The organism is Acetivibrio cellulolyticus CD2 (assembly GCF_000179595.2).
Lineage (GTDB): Bacteria > Bacillota > Clostridia > Acetivibrionales > Acetivibrionaceae > Acetivibrio > Acetivibrio cellulolyticus.
The window spans coordinates 1,060,816-1,082,111 of record NZ_JH556659.1 but is presented as its reverse complement, the minus strand read 5'-3'; the positions used below and the strand labels follow the sequence as shown (position 1 = coordinate 1,082,111).

19 protein-coding genes are annotated in these 21,296 nt (G+C 36.6%); all 19 read left to right on the top strand.

What is annotated here, in order from left to right; genetic code table 11:
* The first annotated feature begins 18 nt into the window (after positions 1-18).
* The 19 genes from ligA (at position 19) to ACECE_RS0224635 (ending at position 21,070) form a co-directional block, all read left to right on the top strand.
* Positions 19-2,010 carry an NAD-dependent DNA ligase LigA gene (gene ligA, locus ACECE_RS28800; RefSeq protein WP_010252347.1) on the top strand — a complete coding sequence of 664 codons (1,992 nt, stop codon included), beginning with the start codon at positions 19-21 and terminating at the stop codon, positions 2,008-2,010.
* Positions 2,011-2,108: 98 nt separating this feature from the next.
* A complete protein-coding gene (locus ACECE_RS0224720) occupies positions 2,109-2,666 on the top strand; it encodes a hypothetical protein (protein ID WP_010252345.1) in 558 nt (185 codons plus the stop codon).
* A gap of 359 nt (positions 2,667-3,025) precedes the next feature.
* Positions 3,026-3,313 carry an Asp-tRNA(Asn)/Glu-tRNA(Gln) amidotransferase subunit GatC gene (gene gatC, locus ACECE_RS0224715; protein ID WP_010252343.1) on the top strand — a complete coding sequence of 96 codons (288 nt, stop codon included), beginning with the start codon at positions 3,026-3,028 and terminating at the stop codon, positions 3,311-3,313.
* Between the two features lie 135 nt (positions 3,314-3,448).
* A complete protein-coding gene (gatA, locus tag ACECE_RS0224710) occupies positions 3,449-4,906 on the top strand; it encodes an Asp-tRNA(Asn)/Glu-tRNA(Gln) amidotransferase subunit GatA (protein ID WP_010252341.1) in 1,458 nt (485 codons plus the stop codon).
* Between the two features lie 13 nt (positions 4,907-4,919).
* Entirely contained in the window at positions 4,920-6,350 is a 1,431-nt protein-coding gene (gene gatB, locus ACECE_RS0224705; protein WP_010252339.1) for an Asp-tRNA(Asn)/Glu-tRNA(Gln) amidotransferase subunit GatB, read from the top strand.
* Positions 6,351-6,648: 298 nt separating this feature from the next.
* Positions 6,649-7,641: a phosphate acetyltransferase gene (gene pta / locus ACECE_RS0224700; RefSeq protein ID WP_010252337.1), complete on the top strand. Its 993-nt coding sequence runs from the start codon at positions 6,649-6,651 to the stop codon at positions 7,639-7,641.
* A 33-nt stretch (positions 7,642-7,674) separates the two neighbouring features.
* The gene (locus ACECE_RS0224695; protein WP_010252335.1) at positions 7,675-8,868 is read left to right on the top strand and encodes an acetate kinase; all 1,194 of its coding nucleotides are present in this window, start codon (positions 7,675-7,677) and stop codon (positions 8,866-8,868) included.
* A 197-nt stretch (positions 8,869-9,065) separates the two neighbouring features.
* The gene (locus tag ACECE_RS0224690; RefSeq protein WP_010252334.1) at positions 9,066-10,268 is read left to right on the top strand and encodes a sensor histidine kinase; all 1,203 of its coding nucleotides are present in this window, start codon (positions 9,066-9,068) and stop codon (positions 10,266-10,268) included.
* Complete coding sequence (locus ACECE_RS0224685; RefSeq protein ID WP_010252332.1) at positions 10,261-10,893, top strand: response regulator; 633 nt, start codon at positions 10,261-10,263, stop codon at positions 10,891-10,893. The genes ACECE_RS0224690 and ACECE_RS0224685 overlap by 8 nt, the downstream gene beginning before the upstream one ends.
* A 212-nt stretch (positions 10,894-11,105) precedes the next feature.
* On the top strand, positions 11,106-12,131 hold the full coding sequence (locus ACECE_RS0224680) for a hypothetical protein (RefSeq protein ID WP_010252330.1): 1,026 nt from the start codon (positions 11,106-11,108) through the stop codon (positions 12,129-12,131).
* A 62-nt stretch (positions 12,132-12,193) separates the two neighbouring features.
* A complete protein-coding gene (locus ACECE_RS0224675; RefSeq protein WP_010252329.1) occupies positions 12,194-13,129 on the top strand; it encodes a daunorubicin resistance protein DrrA family ABC transporter ATP-binding protein in 936 nt (311 codons plus the stop codon).
* Between the two features lie 10 nt (positions 13,130-13,139).
* Positions 13,140-14,345, top strand: a complete 1,206-nt coding sequence (locus tag ACECE_RS0224670; RefSeq protein WP_010252327.1) for an ABC transporter permease — start codon at positions 13,140-13,142, stop codon at positions 14,343-14,345.
* A 123-nt stretch (positions 14,346-14,468) separates the two neighbouring features.
* Positions 14,469-15,698: an ABC transporter permease gene (locus ACECE_RS0224665; protein ID WP_010252325.1), complete on the top strand. Its 1,230-nt coding sequence runs from the start codon at positions 14,469-14,471 to the stop codon at positions 15,696-15,698.
* Between the two features lie 100 nt (positions 15,699-15,798).
* Entirely contained in the window at positions 15,799-16,296 is a 498-nt protein-coding gene (locus tag ACECE_RS0224660) for a YceD family protein (protein ID WP_010252323.1), read from the top strand.
* A 58-nt stretch (positions 16,297-16,354) separates the two neighbouring features.
* The gene (rpmF, locus tag ACECE_RS0224655; protein ID WP_010252321.1) at positions 16,355-16,534 is read left to right on the top strand and encodes a 50S ribosomal protein L32; all 180 of its coding nucleotides are present in this window, start codon (positions 16,355-16,357) and stop codon (positions 16,532-16,534) included.
* 160 nt (positions 16,535-16,694) lie between these two features.
* Entirely contained in the window at positions 16,695-18,017 is a 1,323-nt protein-coding gene (locus ACECE_RS0224650; RefSeq protein ID WP_010252319.1) for a DUF512 domain-containing protein, read from the top strand.
* A gap of 38 nt (positions 18,018-18,055) precedes the next feature.
* Complete coding sequence (der, locus tag ACECE_RS0224645; protein ID WP_010252318.1) at positions 18,056-19,378, top strand: ribosome biogenesis GTPase Der; 1,323 nt, start codon at positions 18,056-18,058, stop codon at positions 19,376-19,378.
* 5 nt (positions 19,379-19,383) lie between these two features.
* Positions 19,384-20,037: a glycerol-3-phosphate 1-O-acyltransferase PlsY gene (gene plsY / locus ACECE_RS0224640; RefSeq protein WP_010252317.1), complete on the top strand. Its 654-nt coding sequence runs from the start codon at positions 19,384-19,386 to the stop codon at positions 20,035-20,037.
* A 10-nt stretch (positions 20,038-20,047) separates the two neighbouring features.
* Positions 20,048-21,070 carry an NAD(P)H-dependent glycerol-3-phosphate dehydrogenase gene (locus ACECE_RS0224635; RefSeq protein ID WP_010252316.1) on the top strand — a complete coding sequence of 341 codons (1,023 nt, stop codon included), beginning with the start codon at positions 20,048-20,050 and terminating at the stop codon, positions 21,068-21,070.
* Positions 21,071-21,296 lie beyond the last annotated feature (226 nt).

The window sequence follows — 21,296 nt, the reverse complement described above, 5'->3', positions numbered from 1 at the left end:
TAACAGTTGGAGGGGCATATGGATATAAAGAAAAGAATTGAAGAGTTAAGAAAGACGATTGAGTACCATAACGATAGATATTACAATCAAGATGATGCTGAAATTTCAGACTATGAATATGATCAACTTTCCCTAGAGTTAAGAAAACTTGAACAGGAGCACCCTGAACTTGCTTTAACTAATTCACCTACGCAGAAAGTAGGGGGGACTGCTAAACGTGAATTAAGAAAAGTTCAGCACGATGTACCTGTAATAAGCCTTCAGGATGTATTTTCAAAGGAAGAAGTATATAGCTTTGTCAATAAAATGATTCAAGAGTTGGGTGACCCTACTTTTGTTGTTGAAAGAAAGATTGATGGCCTTTCGGTTGTTTTACGCTATAATGACGGTAATTTGGTAGAAGGAATAACCAGAGGTGATGGACTGGTTGGAGAATCTGTGTACGAAAATTTATTGGAAATTCAGTCTATTCCCAGAACTATTCCAACCAAACTGCCTTATTTGGAAGTACGTGGAGAAGTATATATGTCTGCTGAAGCTTTTGAAAAAGCTAACCGAAAGCAGGAAGAAACAGGCGGAAAAATTTATCAGACAGCGCGGAATTTGGCAGCTGGCAGCTTAAGGCAATTAGACCCAGGTATTGTCAGGGAGAGAAATCTGGATATATATGTATTCAACCTTGAAATATGTCAGGGGAAGGATTTTTCATCCCATTCTGAAAGCTTGAACTGGCTTTCTACGCAAGGGTTTCCAATTAGCCCGGAATTTATGATATGTAAAACGGCCGATGAAGTATGGGAATGTATATCAAAGATTGGAGAAACCAGATGGCAGCTTTCATTTGGAATTGATGGAGCTGTAGTTAAGGTTGATAGTTTGGATGATAGAAAAAGGTTGGGTATAACGAGTAAAGTTCCAAGATGGGCTGTAGCTTTTAAATATCCGCCGGAACAAAAGGAAACCGTTGTTGAGGATATAAAAGTTCAGGTTGGACGTACCGGGAGGCTTACGCCTTTAGCAATCTTAAAGCCGGTAAAGATAGCGGGAACCACTGTATCTAGAGCTACACTACATAATCAGGATTATATTGATTCAAAAGATATTCAGATTGGTGATACGGTAATTATACAAAAAGCGGGAGACATAATACCGGAAGTATTAAAAAGTATTCCTGAAAAGCGTCCTGACACGGCTAAGAGGTATATTATTCCGGATAAATGCCCTATGTGTGGTGCACCTGCGCTACGTGAGGAAGATGGAGTTGAAATTCGCTGCACAGGTTCAGCATGTTTTGCTCAAGCAATAAGAGGAGTTATATATTTTGCATCTAAAGATGCCATGAATATTGAAGGGTTTGGACCAAGTTCAGTAGAGGCGTTAATGTCAGAAGGGTATATTAAGGATGTAGCTGATATTTATCTTTTGAAAGATAGTCGTGATGAACTAATAACAAAAGGTATAGTAGGAAAGGAAAAGTCAATCGACAACCTTCTAAAGGCTATTGAAAAGTCAAAAGACAATGATATTGACAGGCTTATAACTGGTTTTGGAATTAGGAATGTAGGTAAACAAACTGCAAGGGTACTAGCTGCTAATTTTCAGGATATTGAGTCTCTTGAAAATGCAACTTATGATCAGTTGATAGTTTTGCCTGATTTTGGTGATATTATGGTTAAGGATATTCTTGAGTTCTTTTCAAAAAGCGAAAATCTTTTGTTGATTTCAAAACTAAAGCAAGTTGGTATTAATATGTTATCAAAAGCGTCAGTCAACAAGAAGGATGATCGTTTTTCAGGAAAAACCTTTGTATTGACCGGTACTTTGCCATCTATGACAAGAGAAGAAGCAACTGAGTTAATCCAAATGCATGGAGGAAAAGTTTCAGGAAGCGTATCAAAAAGGACATCGTATGTTCTTGCTGGTGAAGATGCGGGAAGTAAGTTGGCTAAAGCTCAAGAATTGGGAGTTCAGGTTATTGGTGAAGAAGAACTTAAAAATATGCTGAATTGATGGGGGCACTGTTTTTACATTAAAGGCCTGAAGTGAAATTATTGCTGAAGTTATATTTTTAGCATTCCTAAACATTAAATATTATCAAGGAGCTTGTTATGGATAAAGACTTTTTGATATATGTAATTTGTATTGGTCTAATAATATTACTGCTTGCAGTGATATTCGTGCTTGTGAAAATTTACAAAACGCAGAACATTAGTCCACCATTGCAGGAGAAAATTGAAGGTGGAAATGTAAGTGTTTTTTTTGATACCAGTAATAACGTGACTGTAATTGCATATGCAAAAGACAAATATGGTATTGGCAGGGCTCTTGAAAATCCACAGTGCTTAAATGCTCCTTATAGTCCTGAAAAACTTGGAGAAACAATAAGAAGCTCCATGGCACTTTACAAAAAAGGTTTGCCGTGTAATAGCGGCGAGCTTATGAAGAAACTTGATTTCAAGGATTGGAAGGATTTTTCTAAAAACCGGAGGAGTATATCCATATACTATAAGCAGGGCGTTGGAATTGTTTTTAACACAACAACACGAACAAGTGACGGTGCGTACCGGTTTAACATGAACACTTATGATATCACTTTGCCGGAAACTGTTGAAAATAAGGATTTGGGGAATATGATACTAAGATTACTTGCAAGGTGCAGGGCTTAGTAGTTTTTTAGTAATAAGTGCTTTGGAAAGACGTTGTATAATATACTGATTTTTTTAGCTATTTTATAGAAGCGAATAGCATTTTATGGTTGACGTGGTATTAATTAATCTCTATAATTAATTGATGTACACTTAAACTTATTAACATATTTCCCCTTCCCTAAGGGAGAGGAATGGCCCTTTACAGGGCCTTTTTTTGAGGCAAAATGGCTGTGTTATGGAAGAAAAGTATTTGGTTTGCAGCATGCTTTAGGATAGCCGAAGTTATATTCTCAGCATTCCTAAATAATACCCAAAGGTATAATTGACGTAGTCTGGTACATTTTATATAATAGTCATTATGAAAAGGAGGGAGACTTGTGAAAATAACCAAAGATACTATTGAACATGTAGCAAATCTTGCAAGGTTAAACCTTACTGAGGACGAAAAGTCAAAGTTGACTTTAGATATGGAACAAATTATATCTTATGTGGACAAGCTCAATGAGCTTGATACATCGAAGGTAAAGCCCACAGATCATGTTATACCGATAAGCAATGTATTTAGGGAAGATGAGGCAAAACCATCATATCCCAGAGAGAAGATACTGGAAAATGCACCTTCCAGTGAAGATGGGTGTTTTAAAGTTCCCAAAATTGTTGAGTAAAATTGAATAGTTGAATGTGTTGAGATGCCTCTTCACAAAAATTAATTCCAAGACAAAACGAGGCATAATAAGATTAAGTACATTGTTAAAATTATTGGTTTAATTTTAATAAGTACTTGGATAGGAGGAAGAAAAGTGGAATTATACGAACTTACGGTTCACGAAATGAGTGATTTACTGCGGGGCAAAAAGGCAAGCGCTGTAGAGATTACCAAATCATTTCTAGATAGAATTGAGAAGATAGATTCCAAAGTCGGAAGTTACTTATCTGTTTTAGGCGAAGATGCCGTCAAAAGAGCTTCGGAAGCTCAGGAAAAAATTGATAAAGGTGAAGCAAAATCCACTCTAGCAGGAATACCGGTTGCTTTAAAAGATAATATTTGTACAGAAGGAGTTAAGACGACGTGTGCGTCACAAATGCTCCATAATTTTGTACCGCCCTATAATGCCACTGTATCTAAAAAACTTTTGGCTGATAATGCTGTTATTATCGGAAAGTTGAATATGGATGAGTTCGCAATGGGTGGTTCTACCGAGAATTCTCATTTTAAGCCTACGAGAAATCCATGGGATCTAGAAAGGGTTCCTGGAGGATCAAGTGGAGGTTCAGCTGCTGCAGTAGCCGCAGATCTTACAGGATTTGCGTTGGGTTCTGACACTGGTGGATCTATAAGACAACCTGCATCATTTTGTGGTGTTGTAGGTATGAAGCCTACATATGGAGCTGTATCACGTTTTGGATTGGTTGCTTTTGCTTCGTCTCTTGACCAGATTGGACCTTTGACAAAAGACGTTACCGATTGTGCCATTGCATTAAACTGCATAACCGGATATGATCCAATGGATTCTACTTCTGCAAAAGTAGAGTATCCTGACTATACAAAAGCTCTTGTAAATGATGTGAAAGGTATGAAAATTGGAATACCCAGTGAATATATGGGAGAAGGTTTGAATCCTGAGGTCAGAAAGGCAGTTTTAGATGCAGTAGAAGTGCTCAAAAAGCTTGGCGCAGAGTGTGAAGAATTTTCACTTCCGCTTACTGAATACGCAATTCCTGCTTATTATCTTATTTCTTCAGCAGAAGCAAGCTCAAACCTTGCAAGATATGATGGAGTAAAATATGGATATAGGGCTCCAAAATATACTGATCTTCTGGACCTTTATAAACAGTCAAGAAGTGATGGATTTGGTACAGAGGTAAAAAGGAGAATAATGCTTGGAACCTATGCGTTAAGTTCAGGCTATTATGATGCGTATTACAAGAAAGCATTGCAGGTCAGAACATTGATTAAAAATGGCTTTGATGAAGCGTTTAGTAAATACGATGTTATTTTAGGACCAACTGCACCTACAACAGCATACAAGCTGGGTGAGAAAGCTGATAACCCTCTTGAAATGTATCTTGGGGATATCTATACTGTTTCAGTAAATATTGCTGGACTCCCTGGGTTGGTTGTGCCATGTGGGTTTGACAGCAAAGAACTTCCTATAGGGCTCCAATTCATAGGAAAACCTTTTGATGAAAGTACTCTTTTAAAAGTAGGTTTTACGTTTGAGCAAAATACAGATTACCATAAAAAGGCAAGGATTTGAGGTGAGTTAAGAGATGGAATACGAAATAGTGATAGGACTTGAAGTTCATGCTGAGCTTTCAACTAAATCAAAAATATATTGCTCCTGCACAACTGAATTTGGAGGAGAACCAAATACTCACGCCTGCCCTATTTGTACAGGTATGCCTGGAGTATTGCCGGTTTTGAATAAAAAGGTTGTTGAGTATGCTGCAAGAGCCGGTCTTGCTACCAACTGCCATATTGCAGAATTCAGCAAGCAGGACAGAAAGAATTATTTTTACCCTGATTTGCCAAAGGCTTTCCAGACCTCCCAGTATGATCTTCCAATATGTTCAAATGGGTATATCGATATCGAAGTTGAAGGATATACAAAGAGAATAGGTATTACAAGAATTCACATAGAGGAAGACGCAGGAAAGCTTATGCACGATGAGTGGGATACTGGCTCGTTGATTGATTACAACAGGTGCGGGGTGCCGCTTATAGAAATTGTATCTGAACCTGATATGAGGTCAGCCCAGGAGGTCAAAGCATATCTTGAAAACCTTAAGGCAATATTGGAGTATATTGATGTATCTGACTGCAAGATGCAGGAAGGCTCATTGAGGGCAGATGTTAATCTATCAGTAAGGCCGGTGGGTCAAAAAGAGTTTGGTACAAGGACTGAGATGAAAAATTTGAATTCCTTTAAAGCTATTGTTAGGGCTATCGAAGGGGAAACAAGGAGACAGATTGAGGTTATCGAAGATGGTGGAGTTGTTGTACAGGAAACAAGGCGCTGGGATGATGTCAAAGGCATGAGTTATGCAATGAGGAGCAAGGAAGAAGCACACGATTACAGGTATTTTCCGGAGCCTGATCTTATGCCTATAGTTATAGATGAAAAGTGGAAGCAGGAGATAAAAGACAGCTTGCCTGAGCTTCCTGAAGCAAGGAAAAGAAGATATCTTGATGAGTTTGGACTTCCTGAATACGATGCATCAATACTCACAGGTTCAAAGGTTCTTGCTGACTTCTTTGAAGATGCTGTTAAGAAAGTTAGTAATGCTAAGGCTATCAGTAATTGGATAATGGGGGACCTCCTGAGGATACTTAAGGAAAAGGAGATGGAGGTTGAACAAATTCCTTTCCCTGGTGAATATCTTGCAAAGCTAGTTTTGCTTATTGAAAAGGGAACTATTAGCGGTACTATAGCCAAGAAAGTATTTGAAAAGATGTTTAACCAAAGTAAGGACCCGGAGGTAATTGTAAAAGAAGAGGGATTAGAAGTTGTAAGTGATGAAGGTGCACTTGTAACAGTTGTAAGGAAGATACTTGAAAGTAACCCGCAATCTGTAGAAGATTATAGGAATGGTAAGGAAAAAGCGTTTGGTTTCCTTGTCGGACAGGCAATGAAGGAGACAAAAGGGAAGGCTAACCCTCAACTTATTAATAAAATACTGAAGGAAGAGTTGGAAAAATAAGACTAATGCGGCTGAAAGTGGAGCCGCATTTTTTATGCGCGTTAGTAAAAGGTAGAGTTAAGTATTTGGATTTAATTAGCTCTCAGTTGTATACAAAATGAAAAAATAAATGAACTCAATCTTGTATACAATAAACATTTTGTATATAATAAATAGCTGATGGAATAAAGGTTTCAAGGTATCTGATACTATTACCTGGTGATAATTATTAATAATAATTACTCGGGGCAACCTAAATAAAGAGTCAATTAAAGTAATTCTATATTTATCGAATAAATAGACTGAAAGGGGTAAAACAATGGGTTTTTTAGAACAAATTATCGAAAGAGCCAAGTCTGACATTAAGACAATTGTGCTTCCGGAGAGCACAGATTTAAGGGTGGTAACAGCAGCATCTATGATTTCAAAGCAAGGTATTGCAAATGTAGTACTTGTAGGGGATGAAAGTGAGATTAAAAAGCTTGCAGGGGATCTTGACCTGTCAAAAGTTAAAATTGAGAATCCGCAAAATTCTGCAAATTTTGAAAACTTTGTTACTGCTTTTTATGAACTTAGAAAATCAAAGGGAATGACTATTGAAGAGGCAAGAAAAACAATGAACAACCCTCTTTACTATGGAGTTATGATGGTTAAACAGGGACAGGCAGATGGTATGGTAGCCGGTGCAATAAACTCAACCGGTAATACATTAAGACCTGCTCTTCAGATATTGAAAACTGCACCAGGTACAAAGCTGGTATCAGCATTTTTCGTCATGGTAGTTCCGGATTGTGAATATGGACATAACGGAACTTTCATATTTGGAGATTCCGGGCTGGTTGAAAATCCTAATGCAGATGAACTCTCTGAAATTGCAATAGCTTCTGCAAGTTCATATAGACAATTGATACAGGTTGAACCACAGGTTGCGATGCTTTCATATTCAACATACGGAAGTGCAAAGAGTGAACTGACTGAAAAGGTTGTTAAGGCTACCCAGCTTGCAAAAGAAAAAGCACCAAATCTTGCTTTAGATGGCGAATTGCAGGCTGATGCAGCACTTGTTGACGCTATTGCGAAGTCAAAAGCCCCAGGCAGTAAAGTGGCGGGAAAAGCGAATGTTTTGATTTTCCCTGACCTTAATTGTGGTAATATTGCCTATAAGCTTACTCAAAGACTTGCAAAAGCTGAGGCATATGGTCCAATAACACAGGGTATAGCAAGACCTGTAAACGACCTGTCAAGAGGCTGCAGCGCGGAAGATATTGTTGGGGTTGCAGCAATTACTGCAGTTCAGGCTCAAAAAGCATAATCCAATCTTAATTATAGAATAGGAGATGTCGTAATGAAGGTTTTAGTTATAAATACAGGTAGTTCTTCATTAAAGTATCAGCTTATTGATATGACAAATGAAAGCGTTCTTGCAAAGGGAGTTTGTGACAGGATTGGCCTTGAACATTCATTCCTTAAGCATTCAAAAGTCGGAAGTGATACAGTTGTAATTGAAAAGGATTTATACAATCACAAAATTGCTGTACAGGAGGTGTTAAGTGCTCTTACTGACAGTAAAACAGGTGTTATAAAGAGCATGGATGAGATATCTGCTGTTGGACATCGTATAGTTCATGGAGGAGAAAAATTCAAGGAATCCGTTATAATTGACAAAAAAGTAATGGATGCAGTAAAAGAGTGTATAGAGCTTGCACCTTTGCATAATCCTTCAAATATTGTAGGAATCGAAGCTTGTCAACAGATTATGCCAAACATTCCTATGGTAGCAGTTTTTGATACTGCATTTCATCAAACAATGCCAAGCCAGGCATATATATATGCCCTTCCATATGAATTATACGAGAAATACCGCTTAAGGAAATATGGATTCCATGGTACTTCACACAAATATGTAGCTTATAGAGCAGCTGAAATGCTTGGAAAACCTATAGAAGAATTAAAATTAGTTACCTGTCACTTGGGCAATGGTGCAAGTGTATGTGCTGTTAAAAACGGAAAGTCTATAGAAACCTCAATGGGATTCACTCCTCTTCAAGGTTTGTGTATGGGTACAAGAAGCGGATCTATTGACCCGGATATTATATCATTCCTAATGAAAAAAGAAAAAATGACTATTAGTGACATAAGCGATTTTCTAAATAAGAAATCAGGGGTACTTGGAGTTTCAGGTGTAAGCAGTGACTTCAGGGATGTTCAGGCAGCAGCTGAGGCTGGAAATGACAGGGCGATGCTTGCTTTGGATATATTCTGTTATAGGGTAAAACGCTTTATTGGCGATTATATAGGATTAATGAATGGTGCGGATGCAGTAATATTTACAGCTGGAATTGGTGAAAACAATGGGCTTATAAGAGAAAAAGTAGTAAGTGATATGGATTTCTTGGGAATAAAGATAGACCCTGAAAAGAATACTGTAATTGGTAAGGAAATAGATATAAGCGCTGCTGATGCAAAAGTTAAGACGCTTGTAGTTCCTACTAACGAAGAGCTTGCAATTGCAAGAGAAACTATAAAACTATTGAAATAGTTTTTTAGGATTGAAGAAAAAGAGTTAAGGAATAGCCGAAGATATATTTTCAGTATTCCGGAGCATTCATACGCTCCATATATGGGACAAGTTTATTATAAAACTGTGTTTCATATATGGAGCGTATTTATTTAAAACATAACAATTAAATCTTCTGTTTTAAAGGTTTGTCTGATAAAATGAAGAGGGTGATTTACGTGAAAAAAGGAATTGGACTGCTGTATATAATCTTTCGTGATATATCAATGCTGGTTACATTTGTTTTAGCACTTTACCTTGAACGGGCAGTAGGCAGCAGGTTTTATTTGATGCTGCTAATTTTTACGTTGCTTTTTAGCTGGCTGCATGTAAGGGAAGTATTTAAAGGCAAATTTGAAAAGTTTTTGCCATATTCCTTTGTTCTTGACGTTTTGATGCTGGTAATGCTTGATGAGAGTTCAAAATACCTTGTTAATCACTACTTTAATGTTTATTACTTTTACGTTCTGATTGCAGCGGGTTTTATGTTAAAGGAAAAGAGCATGCTTTTTGTCAGCTTGGGGGTAATACTTGCTGCATTTATCAAGTACAGTAGGTTTTTTGAAGCAGTTTTCTGTGGGAACAAGCCAGCAAATATGACTTTTATCGTTTCATACATTTTCTTTACATTTATGGTGTTTATTACTGTAGGGGTGTTTTTTAACTACTCCAGAATGCTTTCGGAACAAAAAGAAAAACTAGATGAACTGAATAGAGAACTGACTGGTGCAAACTCCTTGCTGGAAGAAAAAAATAGAAAAATAAAGGAGCTTACCATATTTGAAGAGCGAAATCGTATAGCCCATGAGATTCATGATAGTGTCGGCCATAATCTTACCGGATTAATTATGAATCTGGATTTTTGCAAAAAGATAGTGGAAACCAACCCGTCAGGTGTTGCGGAATACTTGGGGAAGAGCAGGCAAATTGCCAAGGAATGTCTTGAGGATATAAGAAAATCTGTAAGAGCATTAAAGAATGCAGAGGTTGAACAGCTTACATTGATAAAGTCTATTGAAGAACTAGTGGAGAGTTCGGTTGATAAGTTTAATATAGAAGTTTTGCTTGATATTAAAGGTGAGAAATTTAACACTCAGCCGGAATTTAATCTTGCGGTTTATAGAGCTTGTCAGGAGGCCATAACAAATTCTATAAGACATGGCATGGCTGATAAGGTTGAGATAAGCATAATATATGGTAAAAGAGAGTTTTCAATGTTCATTAAGGATAACGGTACGGGAGCCAAAGAACTTAATTATGGAACAGGTCTTACAGGTATGATGGAAAGGTTCGGGCTTTACAATGGGGTTGTTAGTTTTTACAAGAACGGCGGTTTTATGATAAATATATCTGTTCCTATGGAGGGAATAATTAATGAGTAGAATAAAAGTTTTAATAGTTGATGACCAACCGGTTGTTAGAGATGGGCTTAAAATGATACTATCTTTAGATAGCGAAATTGAAGTTGCAGCGACGGCATCTAACGGTCAAGAAGCTCTTGACCTTTGTAATAGTGGTATTGATGTTGTACTGATGGATATTAGGATGCCCGTTATGGATGGTGTTAAAACTACAAAATTGATAAAGGAATCATTTCCAAAGGTTAAAATAATAATTTTGACAACATTTAATGACGATCAATATATTTTTGAAGCGTTAAAAAATGGAGCAAGCAGTTACTTGCTAAAAGATGTTGAGTCAGAGGAAATTATAAATACCATAAAAGTTATATACTCAGGGGGGGCTGTTCTGCATAACAATATTGCAGCCAAACTTGTAAACAGACTCTCTGAAAGTCAGGATAGTGCTAATCAACTTGAGGAGTTAACTTCAAGGGAACATGAAATAGCAAAGCTTGTTGCGGAAGCTCTTTCGAATAAAGAGATTGCTGCAAAGCTTTTTATTACTGAAGGAACTGTCAAAAATCATATTACCAATATACTTTCAAAATTGGATCTTAATCACAGAACGAAGATTGCTCTATACGTAATCGAAAACAATTTATAAGCTTATTTGCAGGCAAGATAGCATATCAAAAGCGGAAGTAATATTGCGTGTATCTTTAATGCGTTTTTAAATTTATACTGTCTTAGCTATGCAAAACATGACTAAAGTCATATATGAAACATGACTTTTTCTAGATGATGGTGAATCGGGTTTTCTCTATAATTAAGATGTAAAGATAAAGTTTATAAATTTTTTGAAAGGTGAGTGCTATTATGAAAAAACTTGTTATACCTGTGATTGTTGTGATGTTTATGTTTTATACTGTTGCATGTTCTATGCTTGGTTCAACTACTCAAAAATATCTGGGGGCGCTAAACAATACTCAAAAAGCTGATACCATGCAGTCGAAAACTGAATCAAAAATTACAATTGATTTGTCAAAGGCATCAGATGAGGCTAAAAAGAACTTTGAGAATTTTAAAGACATTACATTTAATGTTGACGAGACTGTGGATAATAAGAGCAAAAGAAGTGAAACAAATTGCTTTATTGGTTTTGGTAAGTATTCATGGGGTACAAAGCTTTATATTGACGGAGATAAGGCTTTCTTAAAAGTTAATGATAAATACGCAAAGATGACTCCTCAAGACAATGGAACAATTGTTTCAGCAGATGGTAAGATAAATAAGGAATATCAAGAGCTTGGCAATGAACTGGCTACGATTTGGAAAGATACAGTTCAAAAAGAAATATTAACCGGGGAAGGCAATTTTATTGAAAGTACTCCTGATGGTGATGTAAAAATAACACAGCTTTCGTTGGAATTGAATGATGAAAAATCCAAGAAAATACTGGACAGTTTGGCAGGAGTGTTATCTGGTAGTGAAATTGCTAAAAAAACTGCAATTGAAAATGTCAAGAAGTATGGAAACTACGAGAAATCCGATGAAGAAGAAAAGAAAGAGGTAATCAATAATATAAGTGAATGGTTTGACAAACTTCCAGAGAATATGAAGGATTATAAGGAAAAATTCAGTATAGAAAATTTGAAACTTACTGCAAAAATTGATAAGGACTCATATATAATAGATGAAACTTTTCATGGCGAGATCGTAATAAAGTATGAGGGCGAGATCAGAATCAGCTTTGATATCAATACAACAAGGTGGAATATAAATAGAGAAGTAAATGTAAATATACCTGAGATTAGTGAAAAAGATTTGATGAATGAATCAAACTTCGATGAGGAAATGGATGAGACATTTTCTGAATTATTTGGAAAGCAAGATAAACAGTAAAGTGTACGTTTTTTTAGGAGATCACGTAACAACATGATCAAAGCAATTTGGAGGAATCATTTATGGGATTAATAGAAATCAAAAATGTGAGAAAAAGCTATGGAAGCCTTAACGCTGTTGATAATGTAAGTCTTAATATTAATGAAGGTGAAATATTTGGACTTTTGGGACCTAATGGAGCAGGGAAATCTACCCTGATATCTATTCTTTGTACACTTCTTCCACCTGACAGTGGTGAAATATTGGTGAACAATCACGATTTAAAAAAAAGTTCTGCTGAAATAAAAAAAGTTCTCGGGCTTGTACCTCAGGAAATAGCATTATATCCTACGCTTACAGCAAGAGAAAACCTAATGTTCTGGGGAAGAATGTACGGAGTTGGTGGAAAGCTTCTTCGAGAGAGGGTTGATGAAGCACTTGAAATGGCAGGTCTTAAAGATAGGGCAAAGGAAGTTATTGAGTCATATTCCGGCGGAATGAAAAGAAGGATAAATATAGCTGCGGCATTGCTGCATCATCCTAAGATAGTAATTATGGATGAGCCGACAGTCGGTATTGACCCGCAATCACGAAACCATATATTAGAGACGGTTATAAAGCTTAACAAGGAAGGAATGACCGTAATATATACAAGTCACTATATGGAGGAAGTTGAGTTCCTATGTTCAAGAATTGCGATTATGGATCATGGAAAAGTGATAGCTTCCGGCAGTAAGGAAGACTTGCAAAAACTTGTTGGAAGTAACGACACTATAAATATTTCCATGACTAATATGAAAGCTTCTGTAGAAGGAGAATTAAGAAAAATAGAGGGAGTTATGAATTTGACTATGGTTGACGGTAATCTGAGTATTGCCGTCCAAAGTGTTGATGCAGTCCTGGCTAAGATTATTTCAACTTTAGATGCACATAAGTGTAAAATTCAAACTATAGATATAAAACAGCCAAACCTTGAAAGCGTGTTTTTGCATCTTACAGGAAGAGCTTTAAGAGATTAGGGGTGAAATTATGATCTTACAAATAGCGTTAAAGGACCTTAAAGTTATTTTCAGAGACAGAAAAGCTCTTGCCATAATGCTGCTTATGCCTGCTGCAATTATGTTGATTCTGGGTTCTGCCTTAAATCCAATGTTCGAAAGCACTCTTGCTATTGAAAAGTTTTCGATTGCTGTTGTTGACAAGGACGGAAGCCAGAATTCACAGTATTTTTACCAGAATGTGCTCAGGGGTCAGATGGCAGATATGTTTGAAACTTTTGTAGTTAGTGAAGAAAAAGCTAATGACATGTTAAAAAAAGAAATTGTTCCTTCAATAATTATTATTCCTGATGAATTTGAAGAAAATATCTCAAATAAACGGCCTGTTGAGATTGAAGTTAAATCAAGTGTGAATGACATTTATAAGACAAACATTGTAAAAACTGTAGCTGAAGGATATGCAAATGGTTTCTCAAGATCCAATACAGTTGCCAATGTGCTGGAAGAAACACTAAAAGATAAATTGAATACGATTGATAAGCCTTTTAGCAACATGTCTGACAGGGATGCACTTATGTTGGACCTTGGAAGTAAGTTAGAGGATAATCTTATTGAGTTTAATGAAGCTGATCAGCAAAAAAACAAAATTGTAACAGGTATGCAGTATTATTGTGCAGGAATGTTGTTGATGTTTGTTTTGTTTGGAGTAAGCAATGGTGTCAGAAATATGATTGAAGAACGGGAAACAAAGACTTTAGGAAGGCTGATGACAACTAAAGCAGGAAAAGCTTCTATTCTTGCGGGTAAGTTTTTGGGATTGCTGTTTATTACCCTCACACAAGCCTTAATACTGATACTTTTTACTGCTATTGTATATCGGGTAAACTGGGGAAATTCTATTGGGGGAATACTTATTGTCACAATAAGCTGTGTTTTTGCAGCATCAGGCCTTGGCATGATGATAGCTGCCATAGCTAAATCATCTAAAACAGTAGAAGGAATATCGCAGATGGTAATACAGAGTTTTACACTTTTAGGTGGTGGGATGATACCAATATATATAATGCCGGATGCTGTTAAAACTTTGTCTAAACTTACTGTGAACTGGTGGGCTGTAAACGGATATTACGATTTAATGTTGGGAAGCAGTGTTATGACGGTTTTGCCATATTGTGGTGTTTTGGTTTTAATGGGAATTGTTTACCTTGCAGTTGGAATATTCAGGTTTAAGACCTAAGGAAATCCTTCCATATTACTTCCACTTTTTGCGTGGCTATTTGACTTCAAATAAGCCTTAAGCAAAAAATAGTAATGAAAGTTATTTGGGAAGCTTTCCTAAGGAATAGCAGGAGGGAAAAATATGAGAATACTAAGTATTGTGAAATATGATTTTATAAAGCTTTTGAGGAATAAGGCAGCTTTGATTCTCATGATAGTGCTGCCGGTGCTGGTAATCTTTTTTATTGGATTGGCATATGGCAATACAGGAGAATCAACTGAAAAATCCAAAATTCCTGTGGGAATTGTTAATTACGATAACAGTGAAATGGTAGCTGAGCTTATGGAAAGATTTGGAAAGAATGATACCATCAGAGTAGTGGAGATGAAAGAGGATGAACTGACTGAAAGTGTCAGAAATGCCTCTGTTGAAATGGGATTTATAATTCCGGATGGCTTTGAAGATAAGGTTTTAGCTGGGAAAAAACCTGAAATGCAGCTGTTAAAGCTCCCTGCATCGGCCGATTATGGAGCAGTAGAAGGAGTGTGGAATGAAGCTTTTAGTAAGATGCGTATGTCTGATATTACAGCACGTTATGTAGTGGATAAGATTGGAAACATAAGCGCTGAAAATGAGGGAATAGTAATTTCAAAGTTTGCAGAAAAAATGGATAATGAGCTTGCAAAAGCACCCATTATTTCCGTTAGGGAGACAAGAGTTTCAGGTGATACTCAGAGTACCGATTATAACGCAAAAAATAGTAGTATAATTGGTATAGTGGTTATGTTTATTATGTTTTCTGTTGTGTTTGGTATAGGAGATATACTGGAGGAAAAGAAAAATTATACATGGAATAGATTAAATACAACTCCAACAAGCAGAACTACGGTAATGCTTGGTAAGGTTATAGGAGAATTTCTTAAAGGGTGGTCTCAGATAGCAATACTGATGCTGTTTGGTAAATTTGTAATGGGAGTTGATTGGGGAGATTCCCTTTTCTCGAATTTTCTTATATTCAGTGTATATCTTTTATGTGTGACAGGACTCGGAATTCTTTTAGCAACGTTAGTGAAAACTAATGCTCAGTTGGGAGCATATGGATCTATAGTGATTGTAACCACATCAATGCTTTCTGGATGTTACTGGCCATTAGAACTTGTTCCTGAGTTTATGCAGAAGCTGGCTATGTTTTTTCCTCAATATTGGGTAGTGAGTGGACTCAAAAACACTGTAAATGCAAACTTGGGAATTGGCTCGGTTGTTATTCCTTTGCTGGTATTGATTTTAATGGGTTTAGTATTTTTTATACTTGCTATAATGAGTGAAATGCTTAAGGGTGGGATTAATAGACTAAATAAAAGAGAAAGTTGATTTGGGAAATCACTATAACTGAAAAATTCCTTATGTGTCGTTATTGACAAAAGTTTCATTAGTTAGTATAATATTTTCTGTCGGTTTAAGAGGTGACTATATGAAGGTTGATATATCAAATATACTTAAGGTAAATGGAGCATCGTTAGATGTTGAGCTTGAAGAAGTGCTTGAAGACTTTACAGCATTAGGTGACGAATTTATTTTTGATTCACCTGTCAAGTTCAAATGCAGATTTACGAATATGGGCGGCATTGTGAAACTGGAGGGGCATTTTACGACCGGGTACGTGGTTAAGTGCTCAAGATGTTTAAATGATGTCAGGTCATTAGTAGAAGCAGACCTTAAGGAAGAGTTTGCTGAAGAGGGGCAAATCAAGGACGATGACAGTTATGAATATACAGATAAAGTCATTGTGCTTGATAAGGTTTTGAAAGATAATATAATCTTAAATCTCCCTGCTAAGCAGATATGTAGCGAAGACTGCAAAGGTTTATGCCCGGAGTGCGGTACTGATCTTAATAATGAGACATGCAGCTGCAGCAAGGAGGAATTAGACCCTCGTATGGAAGCTCTTAAGGATTTCTTTAAAAATTAGAAATTACTTAATTTATATACAAGTGACGTTTGTATGGTGATGAGGAGGTGTGTTATACATGGCAAATCCAAAACGTAAATGGTCTAAGGCAAGAACAGGTAGTAGAAGAGCTCACTGGAAGTTATCGGCACCTAATTTGGTAGAGTGTCCGCAGTGTCACGATCTAAAGATGCCTCACAGAGTTTGTAAGCAATGCGGTTTTTATGATGGTAAAGAGGTTATTAAAGTTGGATCCTAAATAAATTTTAGTAAAAAGCAGCAGTTTATACTGCTGCTTTTTACTAGGAAAATTTATTTAACAAGTGTATTAAAATCAGGTGGGGCTAAATACCCTAAAGATTTTTATTTATTATGAGAAAAAATAAGCCTCTTTTTTAGAGTATATTCGGAGGTAACTTTTGAAAGAACAGATTATACCTGTGAAGAGTGTTTTGCCAGGAAGCATTGCAGAAGAAGCCGGAATTGAGGCAGGGGACGCAATCTTAAGTATAAACGGTGAAAAAATACGAGATATTTTTGATTACAGATTTTTGATTACAGAAGAAAATTTGTTAATTGAGATCTCGAAGCGAGATGGCGAAATATGGGAAGTAGAAATTGAGAAAGAAGAGTATGAAGATCTTGGAATTGAATTTGAGAGCCTGATGATTGATGAAGCGAAAAGCTGCATGAATAAGTGTATTTTTTGCTTTATTGACCAACTTCCCAAAGGTATGAGGGATACTCTCTACTTTAAGGATGATGATTCCAGACTTTCATTTTTTATGGGTAATTATGTTACTCTTACAAATATGAGTTTTGATGATATAGACAGGATAATAAAGTATAGAATGTCTCCTATCAATGTGTCTGTTCATACTACAAATCCCGACCTTAGAGTATTAATGCTTAAAAATAAAAATGCCGGTGACGTCATGCTAAAGATACAAAAGCTGATTGATGGCGGAATTGAAGTCAACTGTCAGATAGTTTTATGTGCGGGAATTAATGACGGGGAGGAGCTTGACAGGTCGATTAGTGAACTGGCATCTCTTTATCCGGGGGTTAATAGTATTTCTATCGTTCCAGTGGGCATTACAAGATATAGGGAAGGGCTCAGTTCTCTAAAGCCTTATGATATGGATTCATCCTTAAAGGTAATAAAGCAGGTGGAAGGCTGGCAGAGAACTTTTCTAAAGAAGTATGGTTCCAGGATTACATATATTGCTGATGAATTTTATATTATGTCAGGAGAGAAGCTTCCAGATTATGAGGCATATGAGGATTTCCCTCAGATTGAAAATGGAGTCGGATTAATTGCTCAATTAAAGCAGGAGTTTTTAGAATGCCTTGAAGAAATTGATTATGAACTGCTTGAGTTAAGAAGCGTTAGTATAGCTACAGGAGTTTCTTCTTATGAATATATAAGGGAGATGTCGGAAACACTTGAAGATAAATACAAAAAATTGAAAATTAATATTTATAAAATAGAAAATAGTTTTTTTGGGAAAAATGTTACAGTAACAGGTTTACTTACAGGGCAAGATATATATGAACAGTTAAATGACAAGGAACTGGGAAGCGAGCTGTTAATTTCAAGATCAATGCTGAGGTCGGGTGAACAGATTTTCCTTGATGATTACAGTGTGAGTGATCTTGAAGAAAAATTAAATATTAAAATAATTATTGTTGAAAATAGTGGTAAAGATTTTATTGAGAAAATAGTGGGAAAAACTTTATAATATACGAGAATGTAAAAGTATAATTGGAGGGGAATATTTTGCCTAAACCGGTAGTTGCAATTGTTGGAAGGCCAAATGTAGGAAAATCAACTTTTTTTAATTATCTTGCAGGAAGAAGAATATCAATAGTAGAAGATACACCTGGTGTTACAAGAGATAGGATATATACAGAAGTTGAATGGAGAAACAGAAAGTTTACTCTCATAGATACTGGAGGTATAGAACCATATTCAGAGGATAAAATTATGCAGCAGATGAAGAGTCAGGCTGAAATAGCTATAGAAACTGCTAATGTAATTGTATTCATGGTTGATAGGAAAGATGGTCTTACTGCCTCGGACAATGAGGTTGCTACTCTTTTGAGAAAATCTAAAAAGCCTGTTATCCTTGTTGTAAATAAGGTTGACAGGGTTGGGGAACTTCCGGCTGAAGTATATGAGTTTTATAACTTAGGGATTGGAGATTTAATGACAGTTTCTTCGATTCACGGACTTGGAATGGGGGATTTGCTGGATGAAATCTACAAATATTTCCCTGACGAGACAGAAGAAGAATATGATGAAGAAGTCATAAAAGTAGCTGTTATCGGAAAGCCGAATGCGGGTAAATCCTCTCTCATAAACAAGGTTTTAGGTGAGGATAGGGTTATAGTAAGCGATATACCTGGAACTACAAGGGATGCTATTGATACGTATGTAGAAAATGAAGAAGGCAAATTTGTCTTTATAGATACTGCAGGTATTAGAAGACAAAGTAAGATAAACGAGAATATCGAAAGGTATAGCACTATAAGGTCGTGGACCGCTATTGAAAGGGCGGATGTGTGCCTTATAATGATTGATGCTGAAGAAGGGGTTACAGAGCAGGATACAAAGATCGCAGGATATGCTCATGAGCAGGGAAAAGCCTCAATTGTTGTGGTGAATAAATGGGACTTGGTGGAGAAAAATACGGGCACTTTGGAAGAATATCGTAAAACAGTGCTTGAAAAGCTAGGGTTCATGTTATATGCGCCAGTTATGTTTATATCTGCAAAGAGTGGGCAACGTGTAAATAAAGTTTTCGAACTCACAAAATTTGTTGCCAACCAGTCTGCATTAAGAGTTTCAACCGGTGTGCTCAATGATTTGCTTAATGAAGCTACTGCAATGGTTCAGCCACCATCTGATAAAGGTAAGAGACTCAAAATTTATTATATGACTCAGGCTAGTGTAAAGCCACCAACATTTGTGTTGTTTATAAACAGTATTGAACTGATGCATTATTCCTATGAAAGGTATTTGGAAAACCAGCTTAGAAAGAGCTTTGGATTTGAAGGAACACCAATAAGGTTCATGCTTAGAGAGAAAGACAGGGAGTGATCGTTGTGGATGTATTTGTTAAGGTCTTTTTAGCTTTGCTGATAGGGTATTTGCTGGGAAGTGCAAATACATCGCTTATAGTAGGCAAATTTTATGGAGTAGATGTCAGAAAACACGGAAGTGGGAATGCCGGGCTGACCAACACAATGAGAACCATTGGCAAGGTAGCCGCACTCTTTGTTATTTTAGGAGATATATTAAAAGGTGTTTTATCTTGCCTAATAGGATATTATATCTTAAAGGATATACAGATTGCCAGTTTAGTATCATCTATTGATATCCCGTGGAATGTGGGGATGTTTTTTGGCGGGTTAGGTGCTATTTTAGGACATAACTGGCCGTTATATTTCGGGTTCAAGGGCGGAAAGGGAATACTGACGACATTTTCAGTTGTAATGATGACTGCTCCGTACATAGGTCTGGTATTACTTGGAATATTTGTTGTTATAGTTGCAATAACCAGATATGTTTCTCTTGGATCAATAATTGGTTCTGCGCTGTTTCCTGTTTTTATAGCTATATTTTACACAAATGCGGTGTTTGTCATATTTGCAGCATTTGTAGCTATACTTGCGATAGCCAGACATAATCAGAATATTGTTAGGCTAATAAATGGAACTGAGTCAAAATTTGGTTCAAAAAAGAAAACAGAAGGTTAGGGGGATTGTTATGAATAGAAATATAGCTATTATTGGAGCTGGAAGTTGGGGGACTGCGCTTTCGATATCGCTCTCAAAAGTTGGGCATAGCGTTAAAATGTGGTCAGTCTTCAAAGAAGAAGTAGATATGATTAATAACGTGAGGGAACATATTGATAAACTTCCCGGTGTTCTAATTCCTGATGGGGTATTGGCCACTAACGATGTTGAAGAGGCAATAAGCGGCGCTGATGCAATTGTAATGGTTATACCTTCGCAGACGATAAGAGCCAACGCAAAGGATATATCAAAACATATAAAGAACGGAATGATAGTGGTATCTTGTTCAAAGGGTATTGAAGAGAGCACAGGTCTTAGACTTTCGGAAGTTATAAAAGAGGAGATGCCTCAGTGTGAAGTAGTTGCCCTATCAGGTCCGAGTCATGCTGAAGAGGTAGCAAGGGATATACCTACAACGGTTGTTGCGGCATCGAATAACCTAAAGGCAGCGGAGTTTATACAGGATATTTTTATGTCTCCAAAGTTCAGAGTATATACAAACTCAGATATAACAGGAGTAGAACTTGGAGGAGCCTTGAAAAATTCTATAGCACTTTGTGCAGGAATATCGGATGGACTTGGGTTTGGTGACAATACAAAGGCTGCTTTGATGACCCGTGGAATTGCAGAAATAACAAGACTGGGTGTTTCTATGGGGGCAAGGAGGGAAACTTTTGCAGGGCTTGCCGGAATTGGTGACCTGATTGTGACCTGTACAAGTATGCACAGCAGGAACAGACGTGCCGGGATCTTAATCGGGCAGGGGAAAACGTTGCAGGAGGCAGTGAATGAAGTAAAAATGGTTGTAGAGGGTGTTACAACCACTAAAGCAGCTTTCGAACTTGCGAAGAAAAAAGAGATAATAATGCCTATTACAACTGAGGCGTATAATGTATTGTTCAATCAAAAAAATGCAAAACAGGCTGTTGCAGACTTAATGATGCGGGATAAAAAGAATGAAGTTGAAGTGTTGGATGAAAGTGTTTGGATGTAAAAATGAAACTTAAATATTAGTAAGTAAATATTGGGATAATATAGCACCATTCAGTTTTAGGACATTTGCTTTAAAAACTTTTCAAATATGGACCGGTAAAAATGATAAGATTACCGGTTCATATTTTTTTTGTCCTTTTTGTAATAATAAAACATAACAGAAAATATATTTATATTGATAAGGGTACTAGTACTTAAAACTTAAGTTGTATTTTTATAAACTAAAA

Excerpts from the sequence above, each read along its gene's own strand:
- pta (WP_010252337.1), top strand. The coding sequence starts at position 6,649 with ATGGGTTTTTTAGAACAAATTATCGAAAGAGCCAAGTCTGACATTAAG.
- gatB (WP_010252339.1), top strand. The coding sequence starts at position 4,920 with ATGGAATACGAAATAGTGATAGGACTTGAAGTTCATGCTGAGCTTTCA.
- ligA (WP_010252347.1), top strand. The coding sequence starts at position 19 with ATGGATATAAAGAAAAGAATTGAAGAGTTAAGAAAGACGATTGAGTAC.
- ACECE_RS0224720 (WP_010252345.1), top strand. The coding sequence starts at position 2,109 with ATGGATAAAGACTTTTTGATATATGTAATTTGTATTGGTCTAATAATA.
- ACECE_RS0224635 (WP_010252316.1), top strand. The coding sequence starts at position 20,048 with ATGAATAGAAATATAGCTATTATTGGAGCTGGAAGTTGGGGGACTGCG.
- ACECE_RS0224670 (WP_010252327.1), top strand. The coding sequence starts at position 13,140 with ATGATCTTACAAATAGCGTTAAAGGACCTTAAAGTTATTTTCAGAGAC.
- ACECE_RS0224660 (WP_010252323.1), top strand. The coding sequence starts at position 15,799 with ATGAAGGTTGATATATCAAATATACTTAAGGTAAATGGAGCATCGTTA.
- ACECE_RS0224680 (WP_010252330.1), top strand. The coding sequence starts at position 11,106 with ATGAAAAAACTTGTTATACCTGTGATTGTTGTGATGTTTATGTTTTAT.
- ACECE_RS0224665 (WP_010252325.1), top strand. The coding sequence starts at position 14,469 with ATGAGAATACTAAGTATTGTGAAATATGATTTTATAAAGCTTTTGAGG.
- ACECE_RS0224695 (WP_010252335.1), top strand. The coding sequence starts at position 7,675 with ATGAAGGTTTTAGTTATAAATACAGGTAGTTCTTCATTAAAGTATCAG.
- rpmF (WP_010252321.1), top strand. The coding sequence starts at position 16,355 with ATGGCAAATCCAAAACGTAAATGGTCTAAGGCAAGAACAGGTAGTAGA.
- ACECE_RS0224685 (WP_010252332.1), top strand. The coding sequence starts at position 10,261 with ATGAGTAGAATAAAAGTTTTAATAGTTGATGACCAACCGGTTGTTAGA.
- ACECE_RS0224675 (WP_010252329.1), top strand. The coding sequence starts at position 12,194 with ATGGGATTAATAGAAATCAAAAATGTGAGAAAAAGCTATGGAAGCCTT.